Annotated in this window: 24 protein-coding genes; all 24 read right to left on the bottom strand. The window is 39.8% G+C overall.

Features of this window, described 5'->3' with window-relative positions; all coding sequences use genetic code 11:
* The 24 genes from rplR to ACW2QC_RS14710 all read right to left on the bottom strand — a co-directional run bounded on the left by rplR (nucleotide 1) and on the right by ACW2QC_RS14710 (nucleotide 14,754).
* Nucleotides 1-363: a 50S ribosomal protein L18 gene (gene rplR, locus ACW2QC_RS14825; protein WP_457544729.1), complete on the bottom strand. Its 363-nt coding sequence runs from the start codon at nucleotides 361-363 to the stop codon at nucleotides 1-3.
* A 32-nt stretch (nucleotides 364-395) separates the two neighbouring features.
* Nucleotides 396-932 (bottom strand): 50S ribosomal protein L6, encoded by a 537-nt coding sequence (gene rplF / locus ACW2QC_RS14820; RefSeq protein WP_457544728.1) that lies wholly within the window; start codon nucleotides 930-932, stop codon nucleotides 396-398.
* 31 nt (nucleotides 933-963) lie between these two features.
* A complete protein-coding gene (rpsH, locus tag ACW2QC_RS14815) occupies nucleotides 964-1,362 on the bottom strand; it encodes a 30S ribosomal protein S8 (protein ID WP_457544727.1) in 399 nt (132 codons plus the stop codon).
* Between the two features lie 29 nt (nucleotides 1,363-1,391).
* Nucleotides 1,392-1,577 carry a type Z 30S ribosomal protein S14 gene (locus tag ACW2QC_RS14810; RefSeq protein ID WP_019375521.1) on the bottom strand — a complete coding sequence of 62 codons (186 nt, stop codon included), beginning with the start codon at nucleotides 1,575-1,577 and terminating at the stop codon, nucleotides 1,392-1,394.
* Between the two features lie 30 nt (nucleotides 1,578-1,607).
* On the bottom strand, nucleotides 1,608-2,147 hold the full coding sequence (rplE, locus tag ACW2QC_RS14805; protein WP_457544726.1) for a 50S ribosomal protein L5: 540 nt from the start codon (nucleotides 2,145-2,147) through the stop codon (nucleotides 1,608-1,610).
* 26 nt (nucleotides 2,148-2,173) lie between these two features.
* Nucleotides 2,174-2,485 (bottom strand): 50S ribosomal protein L24, encoded by a 312-nt coding sequence (gene rplX, locus ACW2QC_RS14800; RefSeq protein ID WP_457544725.1) that lies wholly within the window; start codon nucleotides 2,483-2,485, stop codon nucleotides 2,174-2,176.
* A gap of 39 nt (nucleotides 2,486-2,524) precedes the next feature.
* Complete coding sequence (gene rplN, locus ACW2QC_RS14795; RefSeq protein WP_106495514.1) at nucleotides 2,525-2,893, bottom strand: 50S ribosomal protein L14; 369 nt, start codon at nucleotides 2,891-2,893, stop codon at nucleotides 2,525-2,527.
* 43 nt (nucleotides 2,894-2,936) lie between these two features.
* The gene (gene rpsQ, locus ACW2QC_RS14790) at nucleotides 2,937-3,200 is read right to left on the bottom strand and encodes a 30S ribosomal protein S17 (protein WP_088051834.1); all 264 of its coding nucleotides are present in this window, start codon (nucleotides 3,198-3,200) and stop codon (nucleotides 2,937-2,939) included.
* A 29-nt stretch (nucleotides 3,201-3,229) separates the two neighbouring features.
* Nucleotides 3,230-3,430, bottom strand: a complete 201-nt coding sequence (gene rpmC / locus ACW2QC_RS14785; RefSeq protein ID WP_106495515.1) for a 50S ribosomal protein L29 — start codon at nucleotides 3,428-3,430, stop codon at nucleotides 3,230-3,232.
* On the bottom strand, nucleotides 3,420-3,854 hold the full coding sequence (rplP, locus tag ACW2QC_RS14780; protein WP_106495517.1) for a 50S ribosomal protein L16: 435 nt from the start codon (nucleotides 3,852-3,854) through the stop codon (nucleotides 3,420-3,422). Before rplP ends, rpmC begins: the two co-directional genes overlap by 11 nt.
* A gap of 18 nt (nucleotides 3,855-3,872) precedes the next feature.
* On the bottom strand, nucleotides 3,873-4,514 hold the full coding sequence (gene rpsC / locus ACW2QC_RS14775; RefSeq protein ID WP_457544724.1) for a 30S ribosomal protein S3: 642 nt from the start codon (nucleotides 4,512-4,514) through the stop codon (nucleotides 3,873-3,875).
* Nucleotides 4,515-4,517: 3 nt separating this feature from the next.
* Nucleotides 4,518-4,859 carry a 50S ribosomal protein L22 gene (gene rplV / locus ACW2QC_RS14770; protein ID WP_457544723.1) on the bottom strand — a complete coding sequence of 114 codons (342 nt, stop codon included), beginning with the start codon at nucleotides 4,857-4,859 and terminating at the stop codon, nucleotides 4,518-4,520.
* 18 nt (nucleotides 4,860-4,877) lie between these two features.
* Complete coding sequence (rpsS, locus tag ACW2QC_RS14765; RefSeq protein ID WP_457544722.1) at nucleotides 4,878-5,156, bottom strand: 30S ribosomal protein S19; 279 nt, start codon at nucleotides 5,154-5,156, stop codon at nucleotides 4,878-4,880.
* 57 nt (nucleotides 5,157-5,213) lie between these two features.
* A complete protein-coding gene (rplB, locus tag ACW2QC_RS14760) occupies nucleotides 5,214-6,044 on the bottom strand; it encodes a 50S ribosomal protein L2 (protein WP_457544721.1) in 831 nt (276 codons plus the stop codon).
* A gap of 28 nt (nucleotides 6,045-6,072) precedes the next feature.
* Nucleotides 6,073-6,360 (bottom strand): 50S ribosomal protein L23, encoded by a 288-nt coding sequence (gene rplW, locus ACW2QC_RS14755; RefSeq protein ID WP_457544720.1) that lies wholly within the window; start codon nucleotides 6,358-6,360, stop codon nucleotides 6,073-6,075.
* On the bottom strand, nucleotides 6,360-6,983 hold the full coding sequence (gene rplD / locus ACW2QC_RS14750; RefSeq protein WP_457544719.1) for a 50S ribosomal protein L4: 624 nt from the start codon (nucleotides 6,981-6,983) through the stop codon (nucleotides 6,360-6,362). The genes rplW and rplD overlap by 1 nt, the downstream gene beginning before the upstream one ends.
* A gap of 26 nt (nucleotides 6,984-7,009) precedes the next feature.
* Nucleotides 7,010-7,639: a 50S ribosomal protein L3 gene (gene rplC / locus ACW2QC_RS14745; protein ID WP_457544718.1), complete on the bottom strand. Its 630-nt coding sequence runs from the start codon at nucleotides 7,637-7,639 to the stop codon at nucleotides 7,010-7,012.
* A 32-nt stretch (nucleotides 7,640-7,671) separates the two neighbouring features.
* The gene (gene rpsJ / locus ACW2QC_RS14740) at nucleotides 7,672-7,980 is read right to left on the bottom strand and encodes a 30S ribosomal protein S10 (protein WP_106495531.1); all 309 of its coding nucleotides are present in this window, start codon (nucleotides 7,978-7,980) and stop codon (nucleotides 7,672-7,674) included.
* Between the two features lie 453 nt (nucleotides 7,981-8,433).
* Nucleotides 8,434-9,360, bottom strand: coding sequence for a glycine betaine ABC transporter substrate-binding protein (locus ACW2QC_RS14735; protein WP_457544717.1), 927 nt, complete (start codon nucleotides 9,358-9,360; stop codon nucleotides 8,434-8,436).
* A 647-nt stretch (nucleotides 9,361-10,007) separates the two neighbouring features.
* On the bottom strand, nucleotides 10,008-11,198 hold the full coding sequence (tuf, locus tag ACW2QC_RS14730; protein ID WP_106495535.1) for an elongation factor Tu: 1,191 nt from the start codon (nucleotides 11,196-11,198) through the stop codon (nucleotides 10,008-10,010).
* A 120-nt stretch (nucleotides 11,199-11,318) separates the two neighbouring features.
* Complete coding sequence (fusA, locus tag ACW2QC_RS14725) at nucleotides 11,319-13,397, bottom strand: elongation factor G (protein WP_457544716.1); 2,079 nt, start codon at nucleotides 13,395-13,397, stop codon at nucleotides 11,319-11,321.
* Nucleotides 13,398-13,436: 39 nt separating this feature from the next.
* Complete coding sequence (gene rpsG / locus ACW2QC_RS14720) at nucleotides 13,437-13,907, bottom strand: 30S ribosomal protein S7 (RefSeq protein ID WP_457544715.1); 471 nt, start codon at nucleotides 13,905-13,907, stop codon at nucleotides 13,437-13,439.
* A 44-nt stretch (nucleotides 13,908-13,951) separates the two neighbouring features.
* Nucleotides 13,952-14,368 carry a 30S ribosomal protein S12 gene (gene rpsL / locus ACW2QC_RS14715; protein WP_457544714.1) on the bottom strand — a complete coding sequence of 139 codons (417 nt, stop codon included), beginning with the start codon at nucleotides 14,366-14,368 and terminating at the stop codon, nucleotides 13,952-13,954.
* Between the two features lie 131 nt (nucleotides 14,369-14,499).
* Entirely contained in the window at nucleotides 14,500-14,754 is a 255-nt protein-coding gene (locus ACW2QC_RS14710) for a 50S ribosomal protein L7ae-like protein (protein WP_457544713.1), read from the bottom strand.
* Between the last annotated feature and the right edge of the window lie 45 nt (nucleotides 14,755-14,799).

Below are 14,799 nucleotides of genomic sequence, written 5' to 3'. Positions count from 1 at the left end.
TTAAAATTCAAGACCTGCTTCGCGAGCAGCATCTGCTAAAGCTTTCACACGTCCATGATAAAGGTAGCCTCCGCGATCGAACACAATCGATTTGTAACCTTTATCTTGGGCACGTTTTGCGATCAATTCTCCGACTTGTTTAGCTGCTTCTACATTACCAGATGCTTCTACTTTCAATTCGTTATCCTTGGTTGAAGCACTAGTTAATGTAAGACCGTTTATATCATCAATTAATTGTGCATAAATGTGTTTATTTGAACGGTACACGTTTAGACGTGGGCGTTGTTCAGTTCCAAATAGGTTTTTGCGAACACGCATGTGTCTTTTTTTGCGTACTACGTTTTTGTCAGGCTTTGTGATCATCTAGGTCACTCCTTTCTGCTCCCTAACTAACCTTACTTAGCAGTTTTACCTTCTTTACGACGTACATATTCACCTTCATAGCGAATACCTTTACCTTTATAAGGCTCTGGTGGTCTGATTGCTCTAATGTTTGCAGCAACTGCTCCAACTAATTCTTTATCAATACCTTTAACAACAACTTGTGTGTTTTTAGGAACATCAATTTCAATACCATCACGAGGTTCGATTTCTACTGGATGTGAATAACCTGCGTTAACCACAACTTTATCACCTTGTTTTTGTGCACGATATCCGACACCAATAATTTCAAGGCTTTTTTCAAATCCTTTATGAACTCCTTCAACCATGTTGTTGATCAAGCTGCGTGTTGTACCGTGTAATGCGCGGTGATCTTTATGGTCGCTCGGACGTTCAATCGTAATAACATTGTCTTCGATGACAATTTTTATATCATCATGAAAATCTCTAGTTAATTCGCCTTTAGGGCCTTTTACTGTAACGGTATTTCCGTTAAGTTTAACTTCCACACCATCTGGAATTTGTATTGGCTTTAGTCCTATACGAGACATTCCATGCACCTCCTCATTTAAAAAATGTTAATTACCAAACATATGCAAGAACTTCGCCACCAACAGCTTGTGTGCGTGCTTCTTTATCAGATAACACACCTTTAGATGTTGATACGATAGCAATACCTAAGCCGTTTAATACACGTGGTACTTCGTCAGCCTTGGCATAAACACGTAGTCCTGGCTTACTAATGCGTTTGATACCTGTAATTACTCGTTCGTCATTTGCACCGTACTTAAGGAAAATACGCAGAACACCTTGTTTGCTATCTTCAATGAATTCATAATCACGTACGAATCCTTCACGTTTTAAGATATCAGCGATTTCTTTTTTCATTTTAGATGCTGGAAGCTCCAACTTTTCATGTTTTACCATGTTAGCATTACGAATACGAGTCAGCATATCTGCGATTGGATCTGTCATAACCATTACTCATTACCTCCTTCCCGAATCGGGGTTTACCAGCTTGCTTTTTTGACACCAGGAATTTGACCTTTATAGGCAAGTTCGCGGAAACAAATACGGCATAATTTAAATTTACGAATTACAGAATGTGGACGACCACAACGTTCACAGCGTGTATATTCACGTACTTGATATTTTTGTGGACGTTTTTGTTTCGCAATCATTGATTTTTTAGCCACAATTTTCCCTCCTTGTATTAGCTCTTTAGCTTATTTTTGGAAAGGCATGCCTAGCTGAGCTAAAAGTTCACGCGCTTCTTCGTCGGTATTTGATGTTGTAACAATAACAATATCCATACCGCGCACTTTGTTTACTTTATCATAATTAATTTCTGGGAAAATCAGTTGTTCTTTTACACCTAATGTGTAGTTACCACGGCCATCAAATGCTTTCTTGGAAATACCACGGAAGTCACGCACACGTGGTAGTGATACCGCAATAAGCTTTTGCAAGAATTCATACATGCGTTCACCACGAAGTGTTACTTTCGTTCCAATTGGCATCCCTTCACGTAAACGGAAGCCAGCGATTGACTTTTTGGCGCGAGTTATCATTGGTTTTTGTCCAGAAATTAAAGCTAGTTCTTCTACTGCACTATCCAATGCTTTTGAATTTGAAACTGCATCACCAACACCCATGTTAATAACAATTTTTTCAATAGTTGGTACTTGCATTACTGATTCATAATTGAATTTATTCATCAAAGATGGCAAAATTTCACCTTGATATTTTTCTTTAAGTTGATTCATCACGAAGGCCCTCCTTTCGCTGTAGACTATTTATCTAATGCTTCACCGGATTTTTTAGCGATGCGGACTTTCTTTCCGTCACGTTCTTCATACCCAACACGAGTTGGTTCACCGGACTTAGGATCGATTGGCATTACATTAGAAACATGAATTGGCGCTTCTTGATTAAGAATTCCACCTTGTGGATTATCTTGAGAAGGTTTTGCGTGTTTTTTAATCATGTTAATTCCTTCTACAAGAACACGTTCCTTTTTCGGATATGCTTCTAAAATAGTGCCTTGTTTTCCACTATCTTTACCGGAAATCACTTTTACTTTATCACCTTTTTTTACATGCATGCTTGACGCACCTCCCTAACAAGGCTTAACATTTTCGCTTTATAAAACTTCTGGAGCTAGAGATACGATTTTCATGAATTTTGCATCGCGTAATTCACGTGCGACTGGTCCGAAGATACGTGTACCTCTTGGACTTTTGTCATCACGGATGATTACGGCAGCATTTTCATCAAAACGAATGTATGATCCATCTTTACGACGCATACCAGATTTACTACGAACGATAACGGCTTTAACAACTTCGCCTTTTTTGACAACGCCACCTGGTGTTGCTTGTTTTACAGAACAAACAATTACATCACCAATATTAGCTGTCTTACGTCCGGATCCACCTAGTACTTTAACCGCTAAAACTTCACGGGCACCAGAGTTATCTGCAACTTTTAAACGAGTTTCTTGTTGAATCATATCGCTATGACCTCCCTTCGGATACCTTCCGAGCGAACTTTAATTATATAATTACCGCTTCTTCAACGACTTCAACTAAACGAAAACGTTTCGTAGCTGATAGCGGACGAGTTTCCATGATGCGAACGATATCACCAGTTTTTGCTTGGTTATTTTCATCATGTGTTTTGAATTTTTTAGAGTACTTAACACGTTTGCCATATAACTTATGGAATTTGTATGTTTCAACTAAAACAGTAATTGTTTTATCCATTTTGTCAGATACGACACGGCCTGTGTATACTTTACGATTATTACGCTCAGTCATTTTGAGGCTAACCTCCTCTCTTGTTTCAGTTAGTTATTTACGCTTAGTTCACGTTGACGTACAACAGTTTTCATGCGTGCAATAGACTTCTTAACTTCACGAATTCGCGCAGTGTTTTCCAGTTGTCCAGTTGCAAGTTGAAAGCGCAAATTAAATAATTCTTCTTTTAAGACTTTAACTTTTTGTTCAATTTCGGCAGTGGTTAGTTCTCTGATTTCTTTAGCCTTCATTGATTTCACCACCAATTTCTTCACGTTTTACGAATTTTGTTCTAATCGGTAGTTTATGAGAAGCAAGACGTAAAGCTTCACGTGCCACTTCTTCTGGTACACCAGCGATTTCAAACATGATTTTTCCTGGCTTTACTACTGCTACCCAGCCTTCAGGGGCCCCTTTACCAGAACCCATCCGAACTTCTAGGGGTTTTGCAGTGTATGGTTTGTCAGGAAAGATTTTAATCCAAACTTTTCCGCCACGTTTCATGTAACGGGTCATTGCAATACGAGCAGCTTCAATTTGACGGCTTGTAATCCAAGATGCATCAATTGCTTGTAAGCCATATTCACCAAATGCTACTGTTGTTCCACCTTTTGCTTGACCTTTCATGCGGCCACGGTGTTGTCTACGATATTTTACACGCTTAGGCATTAACATAATGCATTGCCCCCTTCCTTATTTATCAGTTTTTGTTGGAAGGACTTCTCCACGGTAAATCCACACTTTAACACCTAATTTACCATAAGTGGTGTCTGCCTCTGCTGTACCATAATCGATATCAGCACGCAATGTGTGTAGTGGTACTGTTCCTTCGCTGTAGTGTTCCGCACGAGCGATATCTGCACCGCCAAGACGTCCAGAAACTTGTGTTTTAACACCTTTTGCTCCACCGCGCATTGCACGTTGAATTGCTTGCTTTTGTGCACGACGGAAAGAAATACGGTTTTCTAATTGACGAGCAATATTTTCAGCAACCAATGTTGCATTAAGATCAACTTTCTTAATTTCCACGATATTTATATGAACCCGCTTGCCAGTCAAACTGTTTAATGATTTACGTAGGGCTTCAACTTCAGATCCGCCTTTACCAATTACCATACCAGGTTTGCCAGTATGAATAGTGATATTCACACGATTTGCTGCACGCTCAATTTCAATAGAAGAAACAGCAGCTGTATGCAAGCGATTTTCAAGATATTCTCTAATTTTGATATCTTCGTGTAGTAAGTCTGCATAGTCTTTGCCAGCATACCATTTTGACTCCCAGTCACGAATGATACCGACACGAAGACCGGTTGGATTTACTTTTTGACCCACTGACTATCCCTCCTTCTTTTCTGTTACAACCAATGTAATATGGCTTGTGCGTTTATTAATTTTACTTGCGCGTCCTTGAGCACGTGGACGGAAACGTTTCAATGTTGCACCTTCATTTACAAATGCTTCAGAAATTACTAGGTTATCTGTGTCCATTTCGTAGTTGTGTTCTGCGTTTGCAACTGCAGACTTAAGAACTTTCTCTACGACTGGAGAAGCACCACGTTGTGTAAGGCGCAAGATTGCAATTGCTTCGCCAACATTTTTTCCTCGAATTAAATCTACAACTAAACGTACTTTACGAGGAGCAATACGAACTGATTTCGCAACGGCTTTAGCTTGCATGTAGAGTGCCTCCTCTCATTAGCGTTTTGTTTTCTTGTCATCGCCAGCGTGTCCTTTAAACGTACGGCTTGGCGCGAATTCACCTAATTTATGTCCGACCATGTCTTCTGTAATATAAACGGGTACATGTTTGCGTCCGTCATAAACAGCAATTGTATGACCAACAAAGTTAGGGAATATAGTTGAACGACGAGACCAAGTTTTTACAACTTGTTTTTTTTCGCCTTCGTTTAATTTCTCGATCTTATTCATTAGATGGTCATCTGCAAAAGGTCCTTTTTTTAAGCTACGACCCATGGATAAACCTCCTTTCGCAATTGAGAGACGGGTCTGAATTTCCCGCCCATTATTCCGTTATTTTTTACGCTTACGAACGATAAATTTATCTGTCGGCTTATTGCGTTGACGTGTTTTATAACCAAGCGTAGGTTTACCCCAAGGTGACATTGGTGATTTACGTCCGATTGGAGCACGACCTTCACCACCACCATGCGGGTGATCGTTAGGGTTCATAACAGATCCGCGAACAGTTGGGCGCTTGCCTAACCAGCGAGAACGACCTGCTTTACCAACACGGATAAGTTCATGTTCCAAGTTACCAACTTGACCTACTGTAGCACGGCAAGTTGAAAGTACTAATCGAACCTCACCTGATGCTAAACGAACTAAGCTATATTTGCCTTCGCGACCAAGTATTTGTGCCTCAGCACCAGCTGATCTTGCTAATTGTCCACCATTTCCTGGTTTTAATTCGATGTTATGAATCACAGTACCTACAGGCATATCTTTTAGTGCAAGTGCATTCCCAAGTTTGATGTCTGCATTTTCACCTGATTCTATTTTTTGCCCTACTTTAAGGCCTTTTGGAGCCAAAATGTAACGCTTTTCGCCATCAACATAATGAATTAACGCGATGTTTGCAGTGCGGTTTGGATCATATTCGATCGTAGCAACGCGTCCAGGTATACCATCTTTGTCGCGTTTGAAATCAATTATACGATATTGACGTTTATGACCGCCACCTTGATGACGAACAGTTAATTTCCCTTGATTGTTACGTCCGCCACGTTTGTAAATTGGGCTTAGTAGGGATTTCTCTGGTTTGTCAGTGGTGATCTCTGCAAAGTCAGATACTGACATATTACGACGACCATTTGAAGTTGGTCTGAATTTTTTAATCGCCATCTTGTTTTCCCTCCTTCACTTAACTTTCTTAGCCTTCAAAGAAGTCCAGTTCTTCACTATCCTCTGAAAGCTGAACGATAGCTTTTTTACGATCTGAACGGTATCCACCGTACCGACCCATTCTCTTAAATTTACCTTTTAAGTTCATTGTGTTTACTTTTATAACTTTCACACCGAAAACCAATTCAACAGCATCTTTAATCTCTGTTTTATTCGCTTTTGGGCTTACTTCAAACGTATATTTTTTCTCCGCCATTAAATCAGCTGAGTTCTCTGTAATGACAGGGCGCTTAATAATATCTCTTGGTTCTTTCATTATGCAAGCACCTCCCCTGCTTTTTCAGCTGCGTCTTTTGTAAAGATCAGCTTGTCATGCATAAGCAAGTCTAGTACATTAACTTCCTCAACAGTAAGTACTTTAACTGATTGAAGATTGTTTGCTGAACGAATTACTGTTTCGTCTTTATCAGCAGTGACGATTAACGCTTTAGTATCAACATTTAACGCGTCTAACATTTTAACAACTTCTTTTGTTTTAGGAGTGTCAATAGCAATACTGTCTAAGATCACTAGACTTTCCTCTTTAACTTTAGAAGATAATGCAGATTTAAGCGCTAAACGACGTACTTTTTTCGGTAGTTTATAGCTGTAACTGCGTGGTGTTGGGCCAAATACGGTTCCGCCACCTACCCATTGCGGCGAACGAGTAGAACCTTGACGTGCACGACCTGTACCTTTTTGGCGCCATGGTTTGCGACCACCGCCACGTACTTCTGAGCGGTTTTTCACATCATGAGTGCCTTGGCGTAATGATGCGCGTTGCATGACTACAGCCTCATGTAATACGTGTGTATTCGGTTCAATCCCAAAAACGGAATCATTTAGTTCAACGTCTCCGTTTTGTGTTCCATCTTGTTTAAATAGTGCTACTTTAGGCATGACATATCCTCCCTTCGTCTATATGATTAGTTAGCCTTTATTGCACTCGTGATTTTTACGAATGATTTTTTCGCACCAGGGACATTTCCTCTAATTAATAATAGATTGCGTTCTGCATCTACATTAACTACCTCAAGGTTTTGAATCGTTACTTGTTCGCCACCCATTTGTCCTGGAAGCTTTTTGCCTTTGAAAACTCGCATTGGATCGATAACACCCATTGAACCTGGTGCTCTATGATAATGAGAGCCATGAGACATTGGTCCGCGCTGTTGGTTGTGGCGTTTGATAGCACCTTGGAAACCTTTACCTTTAGATGTTCCAGTTACATCAATTTTATCGCCAGCTTGAAAAACTTCTACGCTAATTTCTTGACCTACTTCATATTCATCAAGATTTGCGTTACGGATTTCACGAACGTAGCGCTTAGGGGTTGTGTTTGCTTTTTCAGCATGACCTTTTTCCGCTTTGTTTGTACGTGATTCCTTTTCATCAGCAAAACCGATTTGTAGTGCTTCATAACCATCATTTTCTAATGTTCTCTTTTGCAAGACTACGTTTGGCTCAGCCTGAACTACTGTTACAGGGATCAACTCTCCGTCTTCAGAAAAAAGCTGAGTCATGCCGATTTTACGACCTAAGATTCCTTTCGTCATCCGTTACACCTCCTATGATCATACATAATTTATTATAGTTTAATTTCAATATCCACACCGGATGGTAAGTCAAGACGCATTAACGAATCAACCGTTTGTGGTGTTGGATTAACAATATCGATTAACCGTTTATGTGTGCGCATTTCAAATTGCTCACGTGAATCTTTGTATTTGTGCACCGCACGTAATACTGTATAAACGGATTTTTCTGTAGGTAGCGGGATCGGTCCGGAAACAGCTGCTCCAGAACGTTTCGCAGTTTCTACAATTTTTTCAGCAGACTGATCTAAAATACGATGATCATATGCCTTTAAACGAATTCTAATCTTTTCTTTTGCCATTATTTTCCCTCCTTTTCGCCCATTTTATAATAGACATTCTCCGTGAAAATTTCTTAACCACTCAGCCATGGCAAAGGGGCCGGGTGTGTCAACAACCTTTCACTTCATCGCCTTTACGACCAACATTCTTATTATATAGAAAGAATGCGATCAATGCAACCCTTTTTTATAAAGAAACTATTAGATTGCACAGTTATGTATTATACAAACTTTTTACTTGGAATGCAAGGGCTACAAGTTTTTTTGTAGGAAAGTCAAGTACCTAGTCATTTGCGGTGCCTCATGCATAAAAAGATAGCATGTTTTTTACGAGTTGTGTTAAAGTGCTCAAACCGTGAATTCAATAGAAAAAATCCCTTCTGCCATCAGTTTTAAATGATAATGCAACCATTATAAAGCGCGTAATAACTTTTCATTTAAGTTATTACGCGCTTTATAAATCCCTTTATTTCCTTATTCAAAACCCTCTAGCCATTCATCTTTTAAATCGGGATGGTCATCAATAAATTTCTGTGCAGCAGCTTCTTCATCCATACCATCCGAAATATCAAGCATGATCTCTTGTGTATCTTCTTGCTCAATTGAAAATTGTTTAAGGAACTTATGCGCTGCTGGTGATTTTTCTTTAAAATCATCTCTAGCAACGGAGAATACGTCATCTGGTTCGCCAAATGTTCCTTTCGGGTCATCTAAGATCTTTAAGTCAAATTTATTGAATGTCCAGTGTGGTGTCCATAGCGTGACAACAATTGGCTCTTCCTTATCGATTGCGCCTGATAAAACTGAAGCCATGGCGGGGCCTGAGCTTTCAACCAGTTCCCATTTATCCAAACCGTATCCGGGCATGACTTCATTTTTTGTTATTTTCATTTCGCCTGCTCCGGGACTGATACCAGTGATTTTCCATTCTAGCTTCTCTCCAATATCATTCTTGTTATCTGCCAAATCTTCAATCGAATTAATATCTTCCATATATGCCGGAACGGTTAAACCGAGTTTTACTTCTTCGGTAACTTTGTTGATTTTCTCAAGGTTATCTTTATATTTATCCCAGTAACTTTTATGAGTTGTTGGGAGCCAGGCACCAACTAGCGCATCTGTTGATCCATCGGCCAGGCCAGTATATTCAACACCGACGTCTGTTTGCGTTATTTCAACGTTATAACCGATCTCTTCCAGCAATAGTTTTGCTACATATGTATTTGATGTGTTGGAGACATAATCATCGGTTCCTAATGTAATGTTTTTTTCTCCAATTCCATCGTTGTTATCATTATCAGCAGCATTGTTACTTTCATCATTTTCGTCACCGCATGCTACTAACACCATGCACATCAGAAAAATAACAACGGTGGCTAAAATACGGTATGTTTTCCACATATATGAATCATCCACTCCTTTTTTAAGTCAATAGAATTTATTATAGAATAGGAGTATGGTAAAGGCAAATTGCGTATTGTTCTGTATTTGTGTGAATATAGATGTAAATTTATTATATCAGTATTTAGCAGGCTTATTCTTTGAATTTGTACATATTACTGCAAAAAGTCATTTAAATAAGCAAATTTGTAATCTTTAAATGTTGCCCTGCAGTAGTTAAAAAAAGCCATTCAAGAGGTTTATTCCGATATTTCCAATGTAGGTGAAATTTTGAGGAAAGCTCTTTTCGTAATATTTGTTGCCTTTAAATTTCGCAGTTGATATAAAATGCGACATAACCTTTTAAGTGACTTTTTCGCGTCCTTTACAAGGTGAGTGTTAATTATCGGCTTGGGGGGAATACGATAATAGTCTAGCACCATTAAGATAACTATTAAGTTTAACAATACATTGTTCCATCTGTTCTTCAGGATGGAAGTTTGCCGCTGACTTCCTTCAGACATGACGGTCACCCGTCATGCCCTTGTCTTAAGCTACGGCTACTACTGCCTTCGCTGTTCGGGACTTTCACCCTATAGTCTGCACCCATTCCGGGCACACCAAACAAAAGCAGGTAGCGTCGTCACGCTACCTGCTTTTCATTAGAATTACTTTTCGATTGTAGTTACTACGCCTGATCCAACAGTACGTCCGCCTTCACGAATAGAGAAACGAGTACCGTCCTCGATAGCGATTGGTGCGATAAGCTCAACAGTCATTTCAATGTTATCGCCAGGCATTACCATTTCTACTCCTTCTGGAAGTTGGATAACTCCAGTAACGTCAGTTGTACGGAAGTAGAATTGTGGACGATAGTTAGCGAAGAATGGAGTATGACGTCCACCTTCTTCTTTTGACAACACATAAACTTCTGCTTTGAAGTTAGTATGTGGTGTAATTGAACCTGGTTTAGCTAGTACTTGACCACGGTTGATATCTTCACGAGCAACCCCACGAAGAAGTGCACCGATGTTATCTCCAGCTTCTGCATAGTCAAGAAGCTTACGGAACATTTCAACACCAGTTACAGTTGTTTTTCCTGGTCCTTCGTTAAGACCGATGATTTCTACTTCATCACCGACTTTAACTTGTCCACGCTCAACACGACCAGTTGCAACAGTACCACGGCCAGTGATTGAGAATACGTCCTCAACAGGCATCATGAATGGTTTATCAGTGTCACGTTCTGGAGATGGAATGTATTCATCTACTGCATCCATCAATTCGTAAATTTTTGCTTCGTAATCTGCGTCACCTTCAAGAGCTTTAAGTGCAGAACCTTTGATTACTGGTACATCATCACCAGGGAAGTCATATTCAGTTAACAAGTCACGAACTTCCATTTCAACTAGTTCTAGTAGTTCTTCGTCGTCTACCATGTCACATTTGTTAAGGAATACTACAATTGCAGGTACCCCAACGTTACGTGATAATAGGATGTGCTCACGAGTTTGTGGCATTGGACCATCTGCAGCAGATACTACTAAGATAGCTCCGTCCATTTGTGCAGCACCAGTGATCATGTTTTTAACATAGTCAGCGTGACCTGGGCAGTCAACGTGTGCATAGTGACGAGTATCTGTTTCGTACTCTACGTGAGATGTTGCAATTGTAATTCCGCGTTCTTTTTCTTCTGGTGCACCGTCGATTTGGTCATATGCCATTGCAGTACCTTTACCAGATTTTTTGTGCAATGTAGTTGTGATTGCAGCAGTTAAAGTAGTTTTACCATGGTCAACGTGTCCAATTGTTCCAATGTTTACGTGACTTTTTGAACGATCGAATTTTTCTTTAGCCATTTATAGTTCCTCCTTTAAATAAGTGAAAGTTTTTAAGTATTCATATAGCCAAGAAATAACATTATTATGTTATTTCCTAGCCTTCAATAAAGTTATACTTTAGATTTATCAAAAAATCAATTATTCACCAGCATTTTTTTTGATAATTTCTTCTGAAATGCTTTTTGGCACTTCTTCGTAATGATCAAAATGCATTGTATATTGCCCACGACCTTGTGTGTTTGAACGTAATGCAGTTGCATAACCAAACATTTCGGAAAGTGGTACAAATGCTTTAATCATTTGTGCAGGACCACGAGCTTCCATACCTTCTACGCGACCACGACGAGAAGTTACATCACCCATAATGTCACCCATGTATTCTTCAGGAATTACAATCTCAACTTTTTCAATTGGTTCAAGAAGAACTGGTTGACATTTGTTTTTAGCTGCTTTCAATGCCATGGAAGCAGCGATTTTAAATGCCATTTCATTAGAGTCAACATCATGGTAGCTTCCATCATACAGTGTAGCCTTAACATCAATCAATGGGTAACCAGCTAACACACCATTTTCCATTGATTCCTTAATACCGGCTTCAACAGATGGGATGTATTCACGTGGTACAACACCACCAACGATCTTGTTTTCAAATTCGAAGCCAGCTCCCTCTTCGTTTGGTTCAAATTTGACCCAAACATGACCGTATTGTCCACGACCACCGGACTGACGTACAAATTTACCTTCGACTTCAGCTGATCCGCGGAATGTTTCTCGGTACGCAACTTGTGGTGCACCAACATTTGCTTCAACTCTAAATTCCCGTTTCAAACGGTCAACAATAACATCAAGGTGTAGTTCACCCATACCAGAAATAATTGTTTGACCAGTTTCAACGTTTGTTTCAGTTCGGAACGTAGGGTCTTCTTCAGCTAGCTTTCCTAACGCAATACCCATTTTGTCTTGGTCTGCTTTTGTTTTTGGTTCAATAGCAACCGAGATAACTGGATCTGGGAATTCCATAGATTCCAGGATTACTAAGTCTTTTTCATCACAAAGTGTGTCCCCTGTAGAAGTATCTTTTAAACCTACCGCTGCAGCAATTTCACCTGAGTAAACAGTAGAAATTTCTTGGCGGGAGTTTGCGTGCATTTGCAATATACGACCTACACGTTCACGTTTATCTTTAACTGAGTTTTTTACATATGAACCAGAATCTAAAGTTCCAGAGTATACGCGGAAGAATGTTAGTTTACCTACGTATGGATCTGTCATTACTTTAAATGCTAGTGCTGAGAAAGGTGCGTTATCATCTGACGGACGTGTAACCTTTTCTTCCGAGTCAGGAAGGATACCTTCAATTGCTGCTACGTCTGTTGGTGCTGGTAAGTAATCAATCACACCATCAAGCATCAATTGAACACCTTTGTTTTTAAACGCTGACCCAGCAAATACAGGGTAAAATTCAACGTCCAATGTTGCTTGGCGAATCACTTTCTTTAATTCTTCATTAGAAATCTCTTCGCCTTCTAAATACTTCATCATCAAATCTTCATCTAATTCTGATACAGATTCGACTAATGAAGCACGTAATTCATCAGCTTTTTCCTTATATTCTTCAGGGATTTCACGTGCTTCAGCGCGTGTTCCCAAATCATCCTCGTAATAGTATGCTTGCATAGTTATAAGGTCAATAATACCTTCAAAACTATCCTCAGCTCCTATCGGCAATTGAACTGGATGTGCATTTGCACCCAAGCGTTCTTTTAGTGTTCCTGTTGAATATAGGAAGTCAGCGCCGATTTTATCCATTTTGTTTATAAACACAATACGTGGTACGCCATAAGTTGTTGCTTGGCGCCACACTGTTTCTGTTTGTGGTTCAACACCTGATTGTGCATCAAGAACTGTTACCGCACCATCAAGTACACGTAAAGAACGTTCAACTTCAACAGTGAAGTCTACGTGTCCTGGTGTATCAATAATGTTGATACGGTGGTTTTTCCATTGAGCAGTTGTTGCAGCAGAAGTGATTGTGATACCACGTTCTTGCTCTTGCTCCATCCAGTCCATTTGTGAAGCACCTTCATGTGTTTCACCGATTTTATGAATGCGTCCTGTGTAGAAAAGAATACGCTCTGTTGTTGTGGTTTTACCGGCATCAATGTGTGCCATAATACCAATATTACGCGTCTTTTCCAAGGAGAACTCTCTTGCCATGTATTCTTCTCCTTCCTGTTAAAAGCTTTTAGTAGAGTTTTACCAGCGATAGTGAGCAAATGCTTTGTTAGCTTCAGCCATTTTGTGCATTTCTTCGCGTTTTTTAACGGATGCACCAGTATTGTTTGAAGCATCTAGAATTTCATTCGCAAGACGTTCTTCCATCGTTTTCTCCCCGCGCAAGCGTGAATAGTTAACGATATAACGAAGCCCTAATGCTTGGCGACGTTCAGGGCGTACTTCCATCGGTACTTGGTAGTTTGAACCACCAACACGACGCGCACGAACTTCAAGTACTGGCATAACGTTTTTCATAGCCTGTTCAAATACTTCCATTGCGTTTTGTCCGCTTCTTTCTGCAACAAGTTCAAACGCATTATATAGAATTTTTTGAGCTTTGCCTCGTTTTCCGTTAATCATGATCTGGTTAATCAAACGGGTTACTAATTTTGAATTATAAAGTGGATCTGGCAAGACATCGCGTTTAGGTACTGGTCCTTTACGTGGCATATGTCCCCCTCCTTTCCTAAATCTTTCTCATTACATCATGCTGTTTATTTTTTCTTTGCTCTTTTCGTGCCATATTTAGAACGTCCTTGTGCACGTCCTTCAACACCTGCAGTATCAAGTGCTCCACGAACAATATGATAACGCACACCTGGTAAGTCTTTCACACGACCACCACGGATAAGTACAACACTGTGTTCTTGTAGGTTGTGACCAATACCAGGGATGTATGCAGTTACCTCAATGTTGTTCGACAAACGCACACGTGCATATTTACGAAGCGCTGAGTTTGGTTTTTTTGGTGTTAATGTTCCAACACGCGTACATACACCACGTTTTTGTGGAGATGATAAATCTGTTAATGATTTTTTGAAGCTATTGTACCCTTTATTAAGTGCTGGTGAGTCAGATTGTTTTGTCTTGCTCACGCGACCTTTACGTACAAGCTGATTAATTGTTGGCATGATTTTGTCCTCCCTTCTACGTTCTTAAAATAAATCCAGCGACCACCAATATCCGTATATTTGTAATACCACATATCCAGGTGGTTCATATTTCAGCAAAAAACAAAGCTTTCGCGGAAAACCCGCCAAAACTATTGTTGTTTAACTGCTACTGATGATGCACCGACATCTATCCCACAAGCAGCACCCAACTTTTCCATGGATTCTACTCGTTTTACTGGAATGTCCATTTCCTCAGCTAAACGTACAACCTTTTGGGTCATATGCTGATCTGCATCCTCAGCGATAAACACTTCGCTTATGGAGCCATTTTTCATAGCTTTAAGAGTCTGCTTTACTCCGATTATTAAGCGTGATCGAACCTGAGTTACTTTTTCATAAGACATTCATACATCCTCCAAAGCAAACAAGTATAAATCGGAAGCACCTTG

It is taken from the genome of Virgibacillus sp. FSP13, from assembly GCF_054048505.1.
The sequence above is the reverse complement of the archived record's forward strand: the minus strand, read 5'-3'. Positions and strand labels throughout refer to the sequence as shown.

Bases quoted from the DNA above. Each gene is read 5' to 3' on its own strand.
- rplR (WP_457544729.1), bottom strand. From the start codon at position 363: ATGATCACAAAGCCTGACAAAAACGTAGTACGCAAAAAAAGACACATG.
- rplF (WP_457544728.1), bottom strand. From the start codon at position 932: ATGTCTCGTATAGGACTAAAGCCAATACAAATTCCAGATGGTGTGGAA.
- rpsH (WP_457544727.1), bottom strand. From the start codon at position 1,362: ATGGTTATGACAGATCCAATCGCAGATATGCTGACTCGTATTCGTAAT.
- rplE (WP_457544726.1), bottom strand. From the start codon at position 2,147: ATGAATCAACTTAAAGAAAAATATCAAGGTGAAATTTTGCCATCTTTG.
- rplX (WP_457544725.1), bottom strand. From the start codon at position 2,485: ATGCATGTAAAAAAAGGTGATAAAGTAAAAGTGATTTCCGGTAAAGAT.
- rplN (WP_106495514.1), bottom strand. From the start codon at position 2,893: ATGATTCAACAAGAAACTCGTTTAAAAGTTGCAGATAACTCTGGTGCC.
- rpsQ (WP_088051834.1), bottom strand. From the start codon at position 3,200: ATGACTGAGCGTAATAATCGTAAAGTATACACAGGCCGTGTCGTATCT.
- rpmC (WP_106495515.1), bottom strand. From the start codon at position 3,430: ATGAAGGCTAAAGAAATCAGAGAACTAACCACTGCCGAAATTGAACAA.
- rplP (WP_106495517.1), bottom strand. From the start codon at position 3,854: ATGTTAATGCCTAAGCGTGTAAAATATCGTAGACAACACCGTGGCCGC.
- rplV (WP_457544723.1), bottom strand. From the start codon at position 4,859: ATGCAAGCTAAAGCCGTTGCGAAATCAGTTCGTATTGCTCCTCGTAAA.
- rpsS (WP_457544722.1), bottom strand. From the start codon at position 5,156: ATGGGTCGTAGCTTAAAAAAAGGACCTTTTGCAGATGACCATCTAATG.
- rplB (WP_457544721.1), bottom strand. From the start codon at position 6,044: ATGGCGATTAAAAAATTCAGACCAACTTCAAATGGTCGTCGTAATATG.
- rplW (WP_457544720.1), bottom strand. From the start codon at position 6,360: ATGAAAGAACCAAGAGATATTATTAAGCGCCCTGTCATTACAGAGAAC.
- rplD (WP_457544719.1), bottom strand. From the start codon at position 6,983: ATGCCTAAAGTAGCACTATTTAAACAAGATGGAACACAAAACGGAGAC.
- rplC (WP_457544718.1), bottom strand. From the start codon at position 7,639: ATGACGAAAGGAATCTTAGGTCGTAAAATCGGCATGACTCAGCTTTTT.
- rpsJ (WP_106495531.1), bottom strand. From the start codon at position 7,980: ATGGCAAAAGAAAAGATTAGAATTCGTTTAAAGGCATATGATCATCGT.
- ACW2QC_RS14735 (WP_457544717.1), bottom strand. From the start codon at position 9,360: ATGTGGAAAACATACCGTATTTTAGCCACCGTTGTTATTTTTCTGATG.
- tuf (WP_106495535.1), bottom strand. From the start codon at position 11,198: ATGGCTAAAGAAAAATTCGATCGTTCAAAAAGTCACGTAAACATTGGA.
- fusA (WP_457544716.1), bottom strand. From the start codon at position 13,397: ATGGCAAGAGAGTTCTCCTTGGAAAAGACGCGTAATATTGGTATTATG.
- rpsG (WP_457544715.1), bottom strand. From the start codon at position 13,907: ATGCCACGTAAAGGACCAGTACCTAAACGCGATGTCTTGCCAGATCCA.
- rpsL (WP_457544714.1), bottom strand. From the start codon at position 14,368: ATGCCAACAATTAATCAGCTTGTACGTAAAGGTCGCGTGAGCAAGACA.
- ACW2QC_RS14710 (WP_457544713.1), bottom strand. From the start codon at position 14,754: ATGTCTTATGAAAAAGTAACTCAGGTTCGATCACGCTTAATAATCGGA.